The following is an 18,923-nucleotide window of genomic DNA, read 5'->3' as shown; positions in this document are numbered from 1 at the left end:
CTACAGCCCCGGCATGTCGACGGCGGCCTTCTTCAGATCGTAGATGGCCATGCGCCGCGCGATATCGGGCGCCAGCACTTCGGGTTTCCAGCCGAGGACTTCCTGGGCCTTGGTGTTGTCGCCTCGCAGGTAGACGACATCGGATGCCCGGAAATAGCGGGGATCGACAAAGGCGATCAGACGGCCGGTCTTGCGGTCGTAGCACTTCTCTTCAGCGCCCTCGCCTTCGGAATGGAGATCGAAGCCGACTTCCTGCGCCGCCATGAACAGGAACTCGCGGACCGTGTATTCGGTGTTGGTCGAGATCACGAAATCGTCGGGCCGGTCATGATCCAGCATCTTGATCATCATGTCGGTGTATTCCGGCGCATAGCCCCAGTCGCGCACGCTGCTCAGGTTGCCGAGCGGCATGGCTTCCGCGTTCTGCAGCTTGATGCGCGCCAGCCAGCTGGTGATCTTGCGGGTGACGAATTCATAGCCCCTGAGCTCGGACTCGTGATTGAACAGGATGCCCGAGGTGGCGAACATGTCGTAGGCCTGCCGGTAATTCACGACCAGGGAATGCGCGGCCAGTTTCGACACCGCATAAGGGCTCAGCGGATTGAACGGCGTCTTTTCCGTCTGGGGCTTTTCCAGAACATCGCCATACATTTCCGACGTCGAAGCCTGGTAGAGCTTTGCATCCAGCTTGAGCAGACGCATGGCTTCCAGGATATTCAGGACCCCCATGTAGTTCACGTCGGACGTGTAATGCGGGAACTGAAAACTGTCGGCGACGAAACTCTGGGCCGCGAGGTTGAAGATCAGTTCCGGACGAATCTCGTTCAGCACGCTCTGCACATTGGCGAATTCGGTCACCTCAAGTGTGCAGAACTTGACCTTCTCGCGAATGCCGAGCTCCTTGAGCCGGCCGGTCTTGGACGTGCTTCCGCGCCGCATCGCACCCCAGACCTCGTCGCCGCGATCCAATAGCGCCCGCGCCAGAAATGCTCCGTCCTGCCCGGTAATACCGGTGATCAGCACCTTAGCCATGTTTTTCTCCCAATTGCCGGATGGCGTTGTCGAACCCGTCGCCTTCAGACAGGTGACCTTGCCAGACTTCCAGAACCTTGCGCTGCGGTCCGTCGAGATAAACGCCGGGATCGCCGAGGTCTCCCCGGCCGAACTCGATGCCCTCGCCGTCGATGCCGGTGGCATCGGCGATATGAATGTGCCTGGCCAGCGGCATCAGCCGGTCGCACCACTGCCGCCAGTCGTCCTTGGCATAATTGGCGGACAGGATCAGATGCGACAGGTCAAGACAGAGTTCCATGCCGATCTCCACGACAATATCGATGTCGTCGGCACCGCAGAACATGTCGAGCACATCGGCGCCGCCGAAATACCAGGCGATGCGCGGCAGCCATTGCGGATAGATCGGACTGCCGCGCGCGCTGCCGGTTTCCTCCAGACAGTCGCGCAGGCGCAGATAGGTGTCTTTTTTTCCTTCCGGCCGCAATCGCGAGAAACTGCCGACGATCGGTACAGTGGCGCCGGTCTTCGCCTGAAGCTCCAGCGCCAGATCCACGCAGGTCTCGATGATCCTGAGACTTCCCGTGCGGATGCGGTCATCGCCGGTGAGCGGATCGATCAGGGTCTTGCTGTCGATATAGTCGGGGATGTGAATGGAATAATGGCGGCTGAGGTCAAGCTGCGCGAGGCCGGCCGCCATGTCCTCACCGAAGCTGCCGACTTCCTGGCAGGAAAGATGCAGCTCGTTGTTGCGGATCGGAAACCGCTTTTGCAGGACTTCCGCGTCATGCAGACGGAGCGGGATCGACAGCTGCCTGTCATCGCAGAAGGCCACCAGCGCGTCTTCGAGCGGCGCTTTCGCTTCGCTGAAATGAAGCCCGGATACAGCCGCACCCGCCGCAACGGGCCGCCTGACCGCGGGCGCCCCGCGCCGTTTGACGTCGGACCAGGTCAGCCCCTTGCGCGGGGCCTTGACCACCGTGTTGTCGGCGGACAGCGTTTCGCCGGGAGCTATGTCCCGGCTCGCATAAAGGGACGAGCCCAGGTTCTGCATGTTGATGCGCTCGCCCTGGTTGACCTCGCGCCGGCCGCTGCCCTGAACCTCGTCATAGGCGTTGAGGAGCTTGCACATGCGGCGGAATTCCTGCGGATCGGAACTCGAGCTGTCGTCGATCCCCTGGCCGAGCTTGTCCATGGTCAGATGCCGTTCGAACACCGTCGCCCCGTTGGCGGCGGCGACCAGACAGACCTCCCAGTCCTGATCGTGGCTTGAATAGCCGATGGCCGATCCGGTTTTTTCCCGCAAGGTCCGCAGAAACCGCATCTGCTGGTTGCCAAGCAGGACCGGATAATTCGAGATGCAGTGCAGGTAAGTGACATCGGCGATCGACGCCGTCGCCTCGATCGCCCTGAATATGTCTTCTTCGCTGTGACCGCCCGTGCTCAGGATCAGGGGCTTGCCGAGCCCGGCCATGGAAAAGATCAGGTCTTCGTTGAGAAGTTCCGCGGACGGCACCTTGAAGAAGTCGAATTCCCGGATGCGGTCGCCGAAATCGGCGCTGTCCTCGAACTTGAAGAAACTGATTCCCGCAGCCATGCCCTTCCGCCGGATCCGGTCCGCGAGCTGCAGCACGGTGTCCGGGGAAATGTAGCTGTCATCGATTTCGCGGCTGAGGATTTCGTCGCCGATTTCGTCGGTGGCCTGATAGAAGCCGTGCCGGGCCCGGTACTGAAACTTCGCGGCCCAGGCTCCGGCGTCCGCGGCGATATCGATCAGCTGTTCTGCGACACCTGAAGATCCGCGGTGGTTGATGCCGAGTTCAGCGATAACTTTCATGTCGAGAAACCCAAACCGGACCCAAGCCTTCGTGAAAGAGGCCATGCCTTGCGACGTGCATTGGCCAAAACAGTATGGCAAGCACTAAGCAGTTGATATTGATACCGCCTCCTTGGACCTCACCTTCCACAGATTAGCAGGTCCTGACAGCGTTTCTTCGGCGCGAATGCCCCCCTGACGCAGTCATTGCCCCGAATTGACCGTGAAATGCAAAAAAGGCCGGAAGGTTCCGGCCTTTCTGATTCTGGTGGAAACTAAAGTCTTCCGAAGCTCATCAAACAAGACCCTGATCGACCGTGATTCGAGAGCCATCGACAAGGAGCGTGTCCCAGCTCGATGCGGAGCATCGGCCAGGACCCGCGATGCTCTTTGCCGGCGGACCGGAACAAGCCCTCCAAGAGGGTCTTTAAGTTGAGTTTGGACTTAGGGCACGGCCCCATACAATCACGCTTTCAGGTCGTTCCCTGTTTCGAAACGGCAAGCGCGACCGAGTTCAGCCCCCTGTGCAATAATACCAGTAACCTTCGGTCATGGCGCTGTTGCTCCACGTCCAGCAAAGTGTCGGATCAGGTGCCGGCGGCGGTGTGTTCGCCGCAACGACGATAAGCGTTCCGAGGGTTACGCCGAATACGGCTGCACCCCAGTATTGGCCATGCCATCCACGCGGACGGTTAACAACATTCACGTTCACATTCCGATTGACCGTGGTATTGTTCACATTCCGGTTGACGGTTTTGTTATTCACGTTCCGGTTGACATTCTTATTGTTTATATTGCGGTCAATCTTTGTGTTGTTGACATTGTTGTTCTTGATTTTATTGTTGTGATTATTGTGTTTGTGGACTTCACGTTTTCTTTCAGCGATTTGCACAAACCCGGAATGAACCGAAGTCGTATCTGGCGCAGCGGCATTTATCGAGGAAGCGGCAAGAGGAACTGCAGTCACCGCCGCGGATTGTCCTATCCCCGCGCCGAAGAGGCCCAGAGCCATCATCGTTGCAGTTATTTTAGAGAGCTGCATGTTTGGAAAATCTCCTGTATCCAAATTTTTCGTTTCATAAACCGGCGTTCCCGTGCTGGTTCACCTTTCGGCAATTGATCAGTACCCAAAGCGGTTCGCGACGCCTGATGGCCTCTTCTGCTCGCACAGGCCGCCGCATAGTACATCTGGGAACCTTAAAATAAATTTGCAAATCAGATAGAGTCTTATTCAAACTCCCGAATGGGAGTTTGGCGATGTCTGAGGGGGGTTTCTGGCTCAAAGAAGAACAGTTTTCAGAGCTGCCGCCATTTCTGCCAGCCGAACCGCGCGGCAAGGTGCCTGTTGATGACTGGTGGGCGATCAGCGGCAAGTTTCATGTTCAAAGACTGGCGGTCGCAGGATCGATCCCCCGGAAGCCTGCGGCCCAGGGAAAACCCTCTACAATCGGTTCGTTCGATGGGCTGAGAAGGGTGTCTGGACAACGGTTTGGACACCCGTCCGCGAAATGGCGGCCCAGCTCTCGAGGTCATGACTGATTGCACGGCGGCAAGAGCCCGCCGGGTCGCACATGGTGGAAAAGGCAGGCGCGTAGCAACCGCAATTGATAGCGACCTGCCAAGACCGCAACATCAGAAACGTTCTTGCGGAACTCTGCCCCGCTGCAACCGCCTGATACTGGAAATCAGTCCGAAGTCTAGCCGACAAACGCCCGTTCAACCACGAATTCGGCCGGCTTGTTGTTGGCACCCTCATTGAGGCCCGCTTCCTCGAGCAATGCCTTGGTATCGCGCAGCATGTCCATGGAGCCGCAGATCATGCCCCGGTCGATGGCCGGATCGAGCGGCGGCACGCCGAGATCCTCGAACAGTTTGCCGGACTTGATCAGATCGGTGATGCGGCCCTTGCGCGGAAAATCCTCGCGGGTCACGGAGGTGTAGTGGACCAGCTTGTCCTTTGCGAATTCCCCGATCAGGGGATCGTTGATGGTCTCGTTCACGAGGTCTTCGCCGTATTTCAGTTCGGCAACTTCGCGGCAGGTATGCGTGAGAATGACCTGGTCGAATTTTTCATAGGTGTCGGGGTCGCGGATCAGGCTGGCGAAAGGCGCAATGCCGGTTCCGGTGGAGAACATGTAGACCCGCTTTCCGGGAACGAGCGCATCGTTCACCAGCGTGCCGGTCGGCTTTTTCTTCATCAGCACGGCGTCGCCGGGCTGGATTTTCTGCAGGTGCGAGGTCAGCGGACCGTCCGGCACCTTGATGGAAAAGAATTCAAGCTCTTCGTCCCAGGCGGGGCTGGCGATCGAATAGGCGCGGTAAAGCGGCTTGCCGTCGATCATCAGGCCGATCATGACGAATTCGCCTGAGCGGAACCGGAAGCTCGCAGGGCGGGTCATCCGGAACCGGAACAGGTGGTCCGTGTAATGCTGGACGGATTTCACCTCTTCGACGAAAACGTTGGCCGGAGCCGCGTCTTCGAGATCGGCAGGTTTGGCAAGTACATTCATATCAATCGGGGTCCGTGGGTCATAGCACACAATCTATCATGCCCCATGTAGCACCACTCACGCATTGACTTGAAGCAACCCGGAACCCCTAAACCGGCTTGACGCAAAAAAAACATTCTAATGCCGGTCAGGTTTCAGGGTACGGACCCATGATTTTGGCGTCTGGCAGGCGCAGCCGTGCCTCGCAAACAGGCACCGCACACCGGCAGCTGTCTCCCGCAACAGGCTCCCGCAACCGGCCGACACAGGGCGCAGCAGCCTGATCACGCCTCTGCTCCATTTATGACAACCTGTAGAAATAGTGCGCAATTCGTCTTTTTTATTTGACACATAAATAAAAACTGCAAAGCTTACTACAAACAAAAGACAAGCTTCAATAATACCTTCCAATGAGGCAAAGTAAATGTCTGGACACGCACACGAAGAAACAGGCCAGACCATAGCATTCGTGCTCCTGGACCGCTTTTCCATGAACGCTTTCGCGAGCGTGATCGAACCCCTTCGCATAGCAAATCGGCTGCTTGGCCGAGAATACTACGCTTGGACAACTTATTCCCTTGACGGGAATTCAGTGTTGGCAAGCAACGGATGCGAAGTCGCAGTAAAAAAGTCTATTCGCGAACTTCACGATGCCGATGTTACACTTTTGTGTACAGGGATCGATGTCGAGCGACTGCCGCTGAATGCGGATCTCGGCAACAAGCTGCGCCGTCTGAACGCCATGGGCCGGACCTTCGGCGCCATCTGTACGGGCGCCTACCTCCTGGCGCGCTACCATCTGCTTGACGGGCGCCGCTGCACCATTCACTGGGAAAACCTGCGCTCGCTGCGCGAAGAGTTTCCGGATGTGGAAGTGACCTCCGACATTTTCGCGATCGACCGCAACTGCATCACCTGCGCCGGCGGCATGGCCTCGCTCGACATGATGCTGCGTCTGATCGCGATCCAGCACGGCGCCTATCTGGCCCACGAGGTTGCCGAAGTCGCACTCTATCAGAACATGCGTTCGGGCGAATCCGCGCAGCGTCACGACATCGAGGCGCGAACCGGTATTTCCAATGCCAAGATCCTCGACGCCATCCGGATCATGGACCTGCATATCGAGGACCCGCTCAGCTGCCAGCAACTGGCCATGACCGTCAACCTGTCGCCGCGCCAGTTGGAACGGCTGTTCCGGCGGCATTTCAACTGCACTCCCGGCCAGTACTACCTCCGGCTTCGGCTGGAGACCGCCCGCGACCTCCTGCGCCGGACCAGCCGTCCGGTTCTGGACGTCGCCCTGGCCTGCGGATTCGCATCCACGTCTCACTTTACCAAATGCTACCGTGAGCGGTTCCTGTGCACACCGACCGAGGAACGCCAGTCCTATCAGTGGGCCAATACCAAGTCGACATCCGGTGTCGGCACCGCCACGCCGATGCGCCTCGTCGCCAAATAGGCTCGCGGCGACAAGGTACCGGACCAAGCCGCGGTGCGCCCCAGCATGGTCCGTCGATGGATGTAGCCGGTGTGTTCCGCCGTTTGCCCCGGGCGGAACGGTTCCAAAGTCCCGGCGGGAGGATCGGCGGGACGATACCAAGACCAGCCACACCAGACGGTCATGCCCCTCCCGCAGGCGCCTTGGTTCCAGGTCACGGCCTCAAAAAAGAGCGTGACATGGCTTGAGGCAGCTTCCGGTCAATTCCGGCGAACAAGGAAACCGCATCACTTCGCAGCTTCAGAGTGTTTGAGCGGGCACAAGCCCGCTCTGCACGCTGTTCCTGGCGCGTCCTGGCGCGGTTTCGACAGTGCCGTCGCCAGTTCATCCTCATTGAGGAGCGTGTGACCTAATACCAACCTCAACAAATAGGAACAGTGCCATCAGATGGGTTCTTATTTGTTGAGGTTGGTATAACCCGGTGTCCGACTGTCCGCACCATGGCCATAGATATTCATGTAGTCCTCGAGCTTGCCGGCATCGATTTGCCGCTCCAGTTCCGCATTGAACGAATGCAGCAGATCAATGCAGGGCGTTGCCCTGGAGAACAGAAAATGCAGCGTGTTCACGGCTGCCGGCCAGGGCAGGACTTCCACCACACCGTAGGCGGACATCTCTCCAACCAACCGCTCCCCGCCCGGACGCGAGCTGACCATGTAGTCGGCCTTGTCCTCGATCAGAAGCCGGATGAGTGTCTTGAGATCATCGACCGGATGCCGGTCGATCGCAAGATTGACTTCGGCGAATGTATCGAACTCCTCCCCGAAGGAGGCCCCGAACGGGGCAACACCGCGCAGCCCCGCCAGCTCTGCCGGGCCTTGCGGGCGAAATGGCAGACCGGCGCGGATGAAAACCGCGACATCCTCTTTCATGACGGGCCGACTGACCCCGAATTTCTGAAGCCTTTCGTTGGTCACATAGGCTCCGGCGAGCACATCGATCTGGCCGTTCTCGAGCAAGGTGAGCTGCCTTTTCCAGGGCAGATCCGGCCCGGATTTCAATCGTATGTCAAGGATATCGAAGATCCTGCCCGCCAGATCCGGAAAAACGCCCCGCAGGCCGCCGGCAGGCTCTTCCCGGATGGAAACCGGAAACCAGACGCTCGAGCCGTTCAGCTTGACAGTCGAACAGGATTCAGAGGCTGCGTGTACCTGTCCCGCAACCACATTGAAAAGAACCGCAACACAGAAATTCGCAATTAGTTTATTTAACCTATTGCATTTACTCATTTTTTTACCTGCCCAGCTCAAAAATTCGCATGCCCACGATTTGAGTGAAACTGTTTTCACTCACCCGGTCAATCGGAATAGACACGGTAAACGTGCATTGCGGGTGTGTTTTTGAACTGAATGGTCGTACCGCGATCCAAAGCATTGTTAATAATTACAATAACTGGCCTGGCACGCCTGATTTCCTTGCAGTGCGTTCCATCCGTCGCGGCAAGATGATACCGTGCGTTCATGCCTGCTGCTCTTCTCAGGATGCCGAACGGCCTTGCCCGGCGCCTTTTCCTCGACAGACACGGACTTGCCACCGCACCCAGGGGAAGCGGCAAGGGCGATGATCTGCGTGCGGTTATCGACACGCTCGGGTTCGTCCAGGTCGACAGCATCAACACGGTGGCCCGCGCACATCACATGATCCTGGCGGCGCGCCGGCCTGCCTACAGGGAAAAGAACCTGAAGTCGTTGCTGGAGCGCGACCGTCATGTGTTCGAGCACTGGACACATGATGCGGCCGTCATCCCGACCGAATTTTTCCCCCACTGGCAGCTTCGGTTCCGCAGGGACCGGGAAAAGCTGAAAGGACGCTGGCGGGATTGGCGCAGATCCGGCTTCGAGGAGAAATTCGAGGAGATCCGCAAGCAGATCAGCGACCACGGGCCGGTCACCTCCGCATCGGTCGGCGCTGACGAGCCGCGCAGCAGTGGCGGCTGGTGGGACTGGCATCCGTCCAAGACCGCACTGGAGTTCCTCTGGCGGACCGGCGAACTTTCCGTGTGCCGCCGCGACGGCTTTCAGAAAGTCTACGATCTGACAGAGCGCGTCATACCGTCCGCGCATCTGCGCCCTGCCCCCGACGTGGACCAAACGGTCGACTGGGCGGCACGGTCCGCGCTGGACCGGCTCGGCTTCGCGACGCCGGGCGAACTCGCCGCGTTCTGGGACCTGATCACGCCGCCGGAGGCCAGGACCTGGTGCCAGGCCTGCCTGGAGGCCGGCACCCTTGCCGAAATCGAGATCGAAAACGCCGACGGCACATACCGGAAGGTTTTCGCCTCTCCCGAAACACTCGGAACCCTGGACGATCTTCCGGATCCGCCGTCCCGCGTTCGCATTCTGTCACCCTTCGATCCCGCGCTGCGCGATCGCAAGCGCGCCGAGCGCCTGTTCGGATTCAGCTACCGGATCGAGATATTCGTTCCCGAACCCAAACGAAAATACGGCTATTACGTCTTTCCCGTTCTGGAGGGCGACCGCCTGATCGGGCGGATCGACATGAAGGCGTTTCGAAGCGACGACCGGCTTCACGTGCGCGCCTATTGGCCGGAACAGGGCATCAGGCCGTCCAGGGGCCGGATTGCAAAACTTGAGGCGGAGCTGGATCGCACCGCCCGGTTTTCAGGCTGTTCGGGTGTCACCTACGAAAGCGGCTGGCTGAGGCCGGCATAGACCGGGAACGTCCCCGTCAGTTTCAGACCGGCTGGCAAAATGCCGCAGGGTCCGCGGAAGACTTGCGCTTGAAACCGCTGGTGCGCGCAACGGAATGAGCGCATACTTTCATCCTTGCGAAACTATGGTCCGTGGACGAAATGCCTCTCAAATTCGTTCACAGGGCCTCATGAACTCCAGGAGACCATCATGACCGTGGAAAGAGGTATTCTTCTCGTTGTCGGGGCGCTGATCGTCGCTTCCGTGCTGCTTGCCGTCTATGTGAATATCAACTGGCTCTGGCTGACGGGCATTCTTGGCGCCCATCTGGTGCAGGCTTCCTTCACCGGCCTGTGCCCGGTGGTCATGATCTTGAAAAAGATCGGCCTGCCGCAAAAAGCCGGATTTTCCTAATCTTCAGGGCTTTGCCGAGGCCCGCACGGCCCTCGACCCGAGGTGATCCCCGGCCAGACCGGAGATGACCCTGGATCGGGCCGACAGGTTCTTCTGTGCGGCCGGACGCCATCCAATACCGGTCCTCAGGCCCAGGTCAGGACGACCTTGCCGGCTTCACCCGATTTCATGGCGGCGAAGCCCTGCTGAAAGTCGTCGACGCCAAAGCGGTGGGTGATGACGTTGCGCACATCGAGACCGTTCTGGAGCATGGCGATCATCTTGTACCAGGTCTCGAAGATCTCGCGGCCATAGACCCCCTTGAGGGTGATCGCCTTGAAGACGATGCGCGACCAGTCCACCGGGGACTTGCCAGGCGGAATGCCGAGCAGCGCGATCCGGCCGCCCATCACCAGGTTCTCCACCATCTGGTCGAGCGCGGCCTGACTGCCGGACATTTCCAGGCCGACATCGAAGCCCTCCTTCATGCCGAGTTTCTTTTCGATGCCCTTGAGATCCTGCTCGGCAACGTTGACCGGCATGACGTCCGCGACCCTTGCCGCCAAATCGAGGCGCGCCTGGTTGATGTCCGTGATGACCACGTTGCGGGCGCCGACGTGACGGGCGACGGCCGCCGCCATGATGCCGATCGGCCCGGCCCCGGTGATCAGGACATCCTCGCCGATCAGATCGAAGCTGAGCGCCGTATGCACCGCGTTGCCGAGCGGATCGAGAATGGCACCGATCTCGTCGTCGATTTCGTCGGGCAGCGGCACGACGTTGAAGGCCGGCAGGCGCAGAAACTCGGCGAATGCGCCCTGCTCGTTGACGCCGATGCCACGGGTTTCCGGATCCAGGTGGAACTTGCCCGCCCGGGACTGGCGGGAATGCCGCCCGATCAGGTGCCCTTCGCCCGAACAGCGTTGCCCGATTTCAAGATCCGTGACGTTCCTGCCCAGTTCGACGATCTCCCCGGCGAACTCGTGCCCGGTGATCAGCGGCACCGGGACGGTCCGCGCCGCCCAGTCGTCCCAGTTCCAGATGTGGATGTCCGTGCCGCAGATCCCGGTCTTGCTGATCCGGATCAGGACATCGTCCGGACCGATTTCCGGCACGGGCGCCCGCGTCATCCAGAGGCCCTCCCGCGGCTCGGACTTGGCGAGCGCCTTCATCTGGTTGCTGCTCATGACAGGACACCCGTCGCCTTGCCGGCCTTTTCGAAGGCACCAAGGGCCCGGTCCAGATCGGCCCGGGTCAACGCCGCGTTCATCTGGGTGCGGATGCGGGCCTGGCCGCGCGGCACCACGGGGAAGAAAAAGCCGGACACATGGACACCTTCCTCGAACAGCTTCGAGGCCATCGCCTGGGCCAGTTTCGCCTCGCCCAGCATCACCGGAATGATCGGATGCTCGCCGGGCAGCAGGGTGAAGCCGAGGCTTTCCAGCCCTTCACGCCAGTAGCGTGCATTGTCGAAGAGGGCCTTGCGCAGATCGTCGCCCTCCTCCACCAGCCGGATGGCCTCAAGCGCGCTCATGACGATCGCCGGCGGCAGGGAATTGGAAAACAGATAGGGCCGCGCGCGCTGGCGCAGGAGATCGATCACCGGCTGCGGTCCGGCGATATAGCCGCCGATGCCACCGCCCAGCGCCTTGCCGAGGGTTCCGGTCAGAATATCGACGTCAACGCCGAAATGGGCCGGCATGCCCGCCCCCTTCGGCCCCATGAAGCCGGTCGCGTGGCAGTCGTCGACCATCACCACGGCATCGTATTTTTCAGCAAGCGCCGTAATGCCGGGCAGATCGGCCAGATAGCCGTCCATGGAAAAGACGCCGTCGGTGGCGATCATGATGTGGCGGGCGCCCGCTTCCCGGGCTTCCTTGAGTTTCACCTCAAGATCGGCCATGTCGGAATTGGCGTAGCGGAAGCGCCTGGCCTTGCACAGGCGGATGCCGTCAATTATCGAGGCATGATTGAGCGCATCCGATATGATCGCGTCCTCCGGCCCGAGCAACGGCTCGAACAGACCGCCGTTGGCGTCGAAACATGCGGCGAACAGGATGGCGTCGTCCTTGCCGAGGAAATCCGCGAGACGTTGTTCCAGTTGCCGGTGAATATCCTGGGTGCCGCAGATGAAGCGTACGGAGGCCATGCCGTAGCCCTTCGGTCCGAGCGCTTGTGCGGCCGCCTCCTCAAGGGCGGGATGATCGGCAAGGCCGAGATAATTGTTGGCGCACAGATTGATGACCTCGCGCCCGTCAACCGTGATCAGTCCGCCCTGGGGCGAGGTGATCAGCCGCTCGTGCTTTGTGAGCCCTTCGGCCTCGATCTCATCGAGCGTCTTTGAAAGGTGGGTCAGAAAGGCATCGGACACGGGGGCTTCTCCGGCGAAATGGACGTTCTGTCCACCATGCCGGATTTTCGTTCGCAATAAAAGACATGATTTCCACTATAGCGGAATTTTGACCCTCCTGAACGGATTCAGAATTTGACCACCATCAGGATCGCGCGAGCGGGGCCACCGACCGCCTCGATGCCATGGGGCACATCAGCGGCATAGCGCGCCGTGTCGCCCCGATTGATGACCCCCTTGGCAACACCCGAGGTGACTTCCAGCCGGCCGTCCTCGGCGATGAGCTGCTCGCGGGTGCCGCGTTCATGCGGTTTGCTTTCCAGTCTGCCGCCGTCGCTGAAAATCAGCTCGTAGACCTCGAAACGGCCGGTGTCCTGCGGCGGCGACAGGATCCGGATCCTGCAGCCGTCACCGGCGCGATCGAGCGCGGGCGTCTGGTGCTCGTGCAGGATCTCGACCCGGTCTTCCGCAGCCTCTTCGCCCAGAAGCCCGGCAAAATCGACATTCAACGCGCGGGTGAGGTTCAGCAGGGTCGCCACGGTCGGGTTGGATTCCGCCCGCTCAATCTGGCTGACCATGGAGCGGGACACACCGGAGAGCTTTTCAACGGCTTCCAGCGAGAGACCCTGCGCGCGGCGGGCCTTTTTCAGTCGTTCGGGAAGTCGGGAGAGAATATCGGAATCTGTCATGACGGAATCAAAAACCGTTCTGCCGGATTATGCAATCGGTATCTGTATCTTCTGGATCGTGCCGCATTGATGCTTTTGCGGCGGACAGACAGCCCCTTCTGAAAGAATCCGGCGGCAAGTGGCACTTCATCACAAGGCGTTTCATGCTATCTGATGGGGTGAAGCCCAAACCGTCGCTTCCGGGGCGCATCCTGTCGCATTCGGAACAATTGCTGCACCGCCCGCTCTCTTAGCGTTCTGAGAACGTACATCGCGCCATGAGAGCGCGTCCTAAAAACCCCCCCTCCCGGAGAGACGCCCCATGGCCAGCGATATCGAAATTGCCCGCGCAGCCAGCATGAAACCGATCCAGGAGATCGGCGCCCGGCTCGATATTCCCGAAGACGCCCTGCTGCCCTACGGCCGCACCAAGGCGAAGATTTCCGCGGATTACATCGAGGCCCTGAACGGGCGCAAGACCGGGAAGCTGATCCTGGTGACGGCGATCAATCCGACCCCGGCCGGGGAAGGCAAGACCACGACCACGGTCGGTCTCGGCGACGGTCTCAACCGGATCGGCAAGAACACGATGATCTGCCTGCGGGAGCCGTCGCTGGGCCCCTGCTTCGGCATGAAGGGCGGCGCGGCCGGTGGCGGCCATGCCCAGGTCGTGCCGATGGAAGACATCAACCTGCACTTCACCGGCGATTTCCACGCCATCACCTCGGCGCACAATCTGCTGGCGGCGCTGATCGAGAACCACATCTACTGGGGCAACGACCTCGGCATCGACCTGCGCCGGGTGACCTGGCGCCGCGTCCTCGACATGAATGACCGGGCCCTGCGCGAAATCGTCTGCTCCCTCGGCGGCGTCACAAACGGGTTCCCGCGCGAAGGTGGTTTCGACATCACCGTTGCCTCCGAGATCATGGCGATCCTGTGCCTGGCGACCGACCTGAGGGACCTGCAGGAGCGGCTCGGCCGCATCATCGTTGCCTACCGGCGCGACCGCACGGCGATCACCGCCCGCGACCTGGAAGCCGACGGTGCCATGACCGTGCTGTTGAAAGAGGCCATGCAGCCGAACCTGGTGCAGACCCTGGAAAACAACCCGGCCTTCATCCATGGCGGCCCGTTCGCCAATATCGCCCATGGCTGCAACTCGGTGGTCGCAACGCAGGCCGCATTGAAGCTTGCCGACTATGTCGTCACCGAAGCCGGCTTCGGCGCGGATCTCGGGGCGGAGAAGTTTTTCGACATCAAGTGCCGCAAGGCCGGTCTTCACCCGGATGCCGTCGTCATCGTCGCCACCATCAAGGCGCTGAAGATGAACGGCGGCGTCGCGAAGGACGATCTCGGCTCGGAAAATGTGGACGCCGTCGTCAAGGGCTGCGCCAATCTCGGCCGCCACATCGAGAACATCAAGCAGTTCGGCGTGCCCGCCGTCGTCGCCATCAACCATTTCACCGCCGACACCGAGGCCGAAGTCCAGGCCGTGAAAGCCTATTGCACCGAACTCGGTGTCGAGGCCGTCCTGGCAACTCACTGGGCCGACGGCTCGGCGGGCACGCAAGAACTTGCCGCCCACGTCGCCGAACTTGCAGACAGCGGCGTGGCCCAGTTCGCCCCGCTCTATGACGACAGCCTGTCCCTGTTTTCGAAGATCGAAGCCGTCGCCAAGCGGATCTACCGGGCCGACGAGGTGCTGGCCGACAAGTCCGTGCGCGACCAGCTCCACCGCTGGGAAGAAGACGGGTTCGGCCATTTGCCGGTCTGCATGGCCAAGACCCAGTATTCCTTCACCACCGACCCTCAGCGCCGCGGCGCGCCGACCGGCCATAGCCTGCCGGTGCGCGAGGTCCGCCTGTCCGCCGGCGCCGGCTTCATCGTCGTGATCTGCGGCGAGATCATGACCATGCCCGGCCTGCCGCGCGTGCCGTCGGCCAATCACATCCGGCTGGATGACCAGGGGCAGATCGAGGGGTTGTTCTGATCTGTGCGGACCGGACCCAGCGATCCGGCACCGGAGAGCCGCGGCATATCTGACCTGACAAAAGTTGCTGCTTCACAGGCCTCTGACTCCCCGGTCCCGCCTCGCGATTCGCTTGGCCGGGATGACGTGCGAGAGCGAGGAGCACAGCCGGCAATCCGGGCGCAACCGAATCAAGACTTGAGGTAACGACCGCGAGGCGTGGCCTATGCCCCCGCCACGTTCCCTGTCGCGTGAACGACTGGCCGTGTCGCTTTGGAGATATCGGGCAAAGCGGCTTGAGGCATAAGGTTTTTTCTCAAGTTGAAGGTCCTTGCGCCGATCTGGAGCCGCTCATGTCCGACGAAGACGATATCGATCTCGCCTCCCTGTCCGACGACGAACTTGTCGAGCAGATGCACGACGACCTTTACGACGGTCTTCAGGACGAGATCCTGGAAGCCGTCAACATCCTGCTGGGGCGCGGCTGGGTGCCGTACGACGTCCTGACGAAAGCCCTCGTCGAAGGCATGCGTATCGTCGGCGTCGATTTCCGGGACGGCATCCTGTTCGTTCCCGAAGTGCTGCTGTCGGCCAATGCCATGAAGGCCGGCATGAGCATCCTGCGGCCGCTGCTGGCGGAGACCGGCGCGCCGAAGGTCGGCAAGATGGTCATCGGTACCGTCAAGGGCGACATCCACGACATCGGCAAGAACCTGGTGTCGATGATGATGGAAGGCGCCGGCTTCGAGGTAATCGACATCGGCATCAACAATCCGGTCGAGAACTATCTGGCCGCGATCGAGGAGCATCAGCCCGACATCCTCGGCATGTCCGCGCTTTTGACCACCACCATGCCCTACATGAAGGTCGTCATCGACGAGATGAAGGCCAAGGGCATCCGGGACGATTATATCGTGCTCGTCGGCGGTGCGCCGCTGAACGAGGAATTCGGCGAGGCGGTCGGCGCCGACGGCTATTGCCGCGACGCGGCCGTGGCGGTCGAAATGGCGAAGGACCTGATCGCCCGCCGGCACAACCAACTGGCAAACCGGAGCTGATCCGGACATGTTCCGGGAGGCGGCCGACATGCAGGCTGGTGAGCCTCTTTTTCCGGTCGAGGCCGAGGGAACCGCGCAAGACTGGAGCGCGGACGACAAGACCGGGCGCGTGCTGGTCATTGCCTGCGGTGCCCTGGCGCGCGAAATCATCGCGATCCGCAGGCAATCCGGGCTCGACCATATCGATCTGACCTGCCTGCCCGCCCAGTTGCACAACTCTCCCGACAAGATCCCCGGCGAGGTCCGCCGCACCATCGAGATGAACCGTGATGCCTATGCGGACATCCTGGTGGCCTATGGCGATTGCGGCACCGGCGGACTGCTGGACAGGGTGCTGGAGGAAACCGGCGCGAGGCGCCTCGAAGGGGCCCATTGTTATGCCTTCTTTTCCGGTATCGATGACTTCGACCGGATGGAGGAGGATCAGCTCGGCACCTTCTATCTCACCGATTTTCTGGCACGCCACTTCCAGACCATGGTGATCGAACCGCTCGGCCTCGACTGGCACCCCCATCTCAGGGACATGTATTTCGGCCACTACACGCGCGTGCTCTATATCGCCCAGACCGACGACCCCGACCTGGCGGATGCCGCCCGGAAGGCTGCGGACCGGCTCGGGCTCGCATTCGAGATGAAGCAGACCGGCTACGGATTGCTGGCGCCATTCCTGGCACAGGAACCGGCGACCTGACAGTGCCTGGCATTCGCCAGCCGGAAGTCGGTTTTTCACGTCGGGATGCCGCTATCAGGCGAAAGCAAAAGGCCGGCTTCCGGCAATGATGGATGAACGGTCACGGCTTCATCATCGGGAATGAAATGGCTCAGAAAATCTTCGTTTACTGGCGAGACATCCCGGCGCAGGTGCTGGTGAAGAAGGGACGCAAGTCCGCCCGCCGGGAACTGCCCGCCATGTTCATGGAAGCGATTGACGCCTGCGCCATGCGCATCGGCGCCAGGGACAGCGACGCCTATATGGCCGAGTGGCGCCGCACCGACCCGGTCGAGGTTTCCGACGATCTGGAAATGGAGGCGGACATGGGTCTGGACGATCTGGTTTCCGCCTATCCGAAGGACCGGCTGAAATTGCTTTTGGACAGTGGAGGTACGGAGCATGACTGAACAGCGCCTGCTGGATACCGGACGGCTCCCCGCCTCCACAGAAATGTCGCCGAAACAGGTCATCGAGAAGACCGCGCTGCTCGCCCATATTCCGGCGGGAACCCAGGTCTATGTCACCGATCTCGGCAACGCGCCGGAAGACATGATCGTCGACGCCGCCCGCATCCTGCAGGACAACAAGCTCATCGCCGTGCCGCACATGGCCGCCCGCCGCTATCCGTCCCTCCAGGCATTCGAGCGCCGCATCAAGCGCCTGACCGGGGAAGCCGGCGTCAGCGAGGTTCTGGCCATCGCCGGGGAAGCGGAAAAATCCGGCCCCCTCACCTCGTCGGTCGCCCTCCTGGAAACCGGATTGTTCGACAGGCTCGGCATCGCCAGGATCGCCGTGGCCGGGCACCCGGAAGGGGCTCCCGACATCAGACCCGACGTGATCCGTTCGTTTCTGTCGCGCAAGCACGAGCTGGCGGCGGCGAGCGACGCCGAGTTCAGGATCGTGACACAATTCGGCTTCGATCCGCACCGGGTCAGCCTGTGGCTGGACGAATTACGCGACTGGGGCAACCTGTTCCCGGTCCATGTCGGCGTCGCCGGCCCGGCCAAGATGACGACCCTGTTGAAATACGCAGCCTTCGCCGGCGTCGAGAACTCACTGAACTTCCTGAAGAAACGCGGCGGCGCCGTGGTTTCGATGCTGGCGGGCTACGACCCGGACACGATGGTCGATCCGCTGGAGACCCGTGTCGTCAGCCAGCCGGCCAGCCAGCTCGCCCAGATCCACGTCTACCCGTTCGGCGGGATCGAAAAGACCGCAACCTGGCTGCACGGCCGCGGCAGCTGGTCCTTTCAATCCCCGTCCACCCTGACCGCCAATGAGAGCGCCTGAATGACCCGCACAATTGTCGCTTCCGCCACCCGGGAAATCGTTATCGGTTTCGATCAGCCGTTCTGCGTCATTGGCGAGCGGATCAACCCGACCGGACGCAAGAAGCTCGCCGCGGAAATGGCAGCGGGCAATTTCGAGACGGTCAAGGCCGACGCTCTCGCCCAGGTCGCGGCCGGCGCCACCATGCTGGATGTCAATGCGGGGGTGACCGCGGTCAATCCGAACGAGACGGAACCGCCGCTGCTGGTGAAAACTCTTGAGATGGTTCAAGAGCTTGTCGACGTTCCCTTGTCCATCGATTCATCCGTTACCGCTGCCATCCAGGCCGGTCTGGAGGTCGCCAAGGGACGCCCGCTGGTCAATTCGGTGACCGGTGAAGAGGAGAAGCTGGAAGCCATCCTGCCCCTCATCAAGAAATACAATGTGCCCGTGGTTGCCATTTCCAATGACGAGTCCGGCATATCCGAGGACCCGGATGTCCGTTTCGAGGTCGCCAGGAAGATCGTCCGGCATGCCGCCGACTACGGCATTCCCGCCCATGACATCGTCGTGGATCCTCTCGTCATGCCGATCGGTGCCATGGGCACGGCCGGTCAGCAGGTGTTCCGGCTGCTCCGGCGCCTGCGCGAGGAACTCAAGGTCAACACCACCTGCGGCCTGTCGAACGTCTCCTTCGGCCTGCCGCACCGCCACGGCATCAATGCCGGCTTCATCCCGATGGTGATCGGTGCCGGCATGACCTCTGCGATCATGAACCCGTGCCGTCCGCAGGAAATGGAAGCCGTGCGCGCCGCCAATGTGCTCAACGGCACGGATCCGAACTGCGCGAACTGGATCATGACCTACCGGGATCACCAGCCTTCCGCGCCAGCGTCCGCCGCGCCCGCCGATGGCGGTGCCTCGTCCGGCGGCCGCCGCCGGGGCGGACGGGCGGCAAGGCGCGCTGCGGGATAGGCCGCCTGCTCGATGAGCTGTCGCAGTGGAAGAAGTGCCCCCACCCCAATCCCCTTCCCCA

At 61.1% G+C, this 18,923-nt stretch carries 17 protein-coding genes; 9 read left to right on the top strand and 8 right to left on the bottom strand.

Translation table 11 applies throughout. From position 1 onward, the window contains the following. The 4 genes from WNZ15_RS16740 to WNZ15_RS16725 form a co-directional block, all read right to left on the bottom strand. Entirely contained in the window at nucleotides 1-1,032 is a 1,032-nt protein-coding gene (locus tag WNZ15_RS16740) for a GDP-mannose 4,6-dehydratase (RefSeq protein ID WP_342894135.1), read from the bottom strand. After that, complete coding sequence (locus WNZ15_RS16735; RefSeq protein ID WP_342894134.1) at nucleotides 1,025-2,848, bottom strand: N-acetylneuraminate synthase family protein; 1,824 nt, start codon at nucleotides 2,846-2,848, stop codon at nucleotides 1,025-1,027. Before WNZ15_RS16735 ends, WNZ15_RS16740 begins: the two co-directional genes overlap by 8 nt. 493 nt (nucleotides 2,849-3,341) lie before the next feature. Next, nucleotides 3,342-3,869 carry a hypothetical protein gene (locus WNZ15_RS16730; RefSeq protein WP_342894133.1) on the bottom strand — a complete coding sequence of 176 codons (528 nt, stop codon included), beginning with the start codon at nucleotides 3,867-3,869 and terminating at the stop codon, nucleotides 3,342-3,344. A gap of 655 nt (nucleotides 3,870-4,524) precedes the next feature. Beyond that, complete coding sequence (locus tag WNZ15_RS16725) at nucleotides 4,525-5,337, bottom strand: ferredoxin--NADP reductase (RefSeq protein ID WP_342894132.1); 813 nt, start codon at nucleotides 5,335-5,337, stop codon at nucleotides 4,525-4,527. Between the two features lie 403 nt (nucleotides 5,338-5,740). Here WNZ15_RS16725 and WNZ15_RS16720 point away from each other — a divergent pair, with 403 nt between their 5' ends. Next, the gene (locus WNZ15_RS16720) at nucleotides 5,741-6,775 is read left to right on the top strand and encodes a GlxA family transcriptional regulator (RefSeq protein WP_342894131.1); all 1,035 of its coding nucleotides are present in this window, start codon (nucleotides 5,741-5,743) and stop codon (nucleotides 6,773-6,775) included. Nucleotides 6,776-7,209: 434 nt separating this feature from the next. Here WNZ15_RS16720 and WNZ15_RS16715 read toward each other — a convergent pair whose 3' ends face one another. Next, nucleotides 7,210-7,980: a transporter substrate-binding domain-containing protein gene (locus WNZ15_RS16715; protein WP_342894130.1), complete on the bottom strand. Its 771-nt coding sequence runs from the start codon at nucleotides 7,978-7,980 to the stop codon at nucleotides 7,210-7,212. A 294-nt stretch (nucleotides 7,981-8,274) separates the two neighbouring features. Here WNZ15_RS16715 and WNZ15_RS16710 point away from each other — a divergent pair, with 294 nt between their 5' ends. Beyond that, on the top strand, nucleotides 8,275-9,486 hold the full coding sequence (locus WNZ15_RS16710; RefSeq protein WP_342894129.1) for a crosslink repair DNA glycosylase YcaQ family protein: 1,212 nt from the start codon (nucleotides 8,275-8,277) through the stop codon (nucleotides 9,484-9,486). Between the two features lie 189 nt (nucleotides 9,487-9,675). Beyond that, the gene (locus tag WNZ15_RS16705; RefSeq protein ID WP_342894128.1) at nucleotides 9,676-9,879 is read left to right on the top strand and encodes a DUF2892 domain-containing protein; all 204 of its coding nucleotides are present in this window, start codon (nucleotides 9,676-9,678) and stop codon (nucleotides 9,877-9,879) included. A gap of 125 nt (nucleotides 9,880-10,004) precedes the next feature. Here WNZ15_RS16705 and tdh read toward each other — a convergent pair whose 3' ends face one another. The 3 genes from tdh to WNZ15_RS16690 form a co-directional block, all read right to left on the bottom strand. Then, nucleotides 10,005-11,045 (bottom strand): L-threonine 3-dehydrogenase, encoded by a 1,041-nt coding sequence (tdh, locus tag WNZ15_RS16700; protein ID WP_342894127.1) that lies wholly within the window; start codon nucleotides 11,043-11,045, stop codon nucleotides 10,005-10,007. After that, entirely contained in the window at nucleotides 11,042-12,229 is a 1,188-nt protein-coding gene (locus WNZ15_RS16695) for a glycine C-acetyltransferase (RefSeq protein ID WP_342894126.1), read from the bottom strand. The genes tdh and WNZ15_RS16695 overlap by 4 nt, the downstream gene beginning before the upstream one ends. Nucleotides 12,230-12,336: 107 nt before the next feature. Beyond that, nucleotides 12,337-12,897: an XRE family transcriptional regulator gene (locus tag WNZ15_RS16690; RefSeq protein ID WP_342894125.1), complete on the bottom strand. Its 561-nt coding sequence runs from the start codon at nucleotides 12,895-12,897 to the stop codon at nucleotides 12,337-12,339. 301 nt (nucleotides 12,898-13,198) lie between these two features. Between WNZ15_RS16690 and WNZ15_RS16685 the strand changes: the two genes are divergently transcribed. The 6 genes from WNZ15_RS16685 (at nucleotide 13,199) to WNZ15_RS16660 (ending at nucleotide 18,862) form a co-directional block, all read left to right on the top strand. Then, a complete protein-coding gene (locus WNZ15_RS16685; RefSeq protein ID WP_342894124.1) occupies nucleotides 13,199-14,869 on the top strand; it encodes a formate--tetrahydrofolate ligase in 1,671 nt (556 codons plus the stop codon). A gap of 332 nt (nucleotides 14,870-15,201) precedes the next feature. Then, on the top strand, nucleotides 15,202-15,906 hold the full coding sequence (locus tag WNZ15_RS16680) for a B12-binding domain-containing protein (RefSeq protein ID WP_342894123.1): 705 nt from the start codon (nucleotides 15,202-15,204) through the stop codon (nucleotides 15,904-15,906). Between the two features lie 7 nt (nucleotides 15,907-15,913). Then, the gene (locus WNZ15_RS16675; RefSeq protein WP_342894122.1) at nucleotides 15,914-16,597 is read left to right on the top strand and encodes a DUF1638 domain-containing protein; all 684 of its coding nucleotides are present in this window, start codon (nucleotides 15,914-15,916) and stop codon (nucleotides 16,595-16,597) included. Between the two features lie 125 nt (nucleotides 16,598-16,722). Beyond that, complete coding sequence (locus WNZ15_RS16670; protein WP_342894121.1) at nucleotides 16,723-17,025, top strand: virulence factor; 303 nt, start codon at nucleotides 16,723-16,725, stop codon at nucleotides 17,023-17,025. Beyond that, complete coding sequence (locus WNZ15_RS16665; protein ID WP_342894120.1) at nucleotides 17,018-17,908, top strand: methylenetetrahydrofolate reductase; 891 nt, start codon at nucleotides 17,018-17,020, stop codon at nucleotides 17,906-17,908. Before WNZ15_RS16670 ends, WNZ15_RS16665 begins: the two co-directional genes overlap by 8 nt. Then, nucleotides 17,909-18,862: a methyltetrahydrofolate cobalamin methyltransferase gene (locus tag WNZ15_RS16660; protein WP_342894119.1), complete on the top strand. Its 954-nt coding sequence runs from the start codon at nucleotides 17,909-17,911 to the stop codon at nucleotides 18,860-18,862. It abuts the gene before it with no gap. The last annotated feature ends 61 nt before the right edge of the window (nucleotides 18,863-18,923 follow it).

The organism is Roseibium sp. AS2 (assembly GCF_038900065.1).
GTDB lineage: Bacteria > Pseudomonadota > Alphaproteobacteria > Rhizobiales > Stappiaceae > Roseibium.
This window is presented reverse-complemented; position numbering and strand designations above follow the sequence as displayed.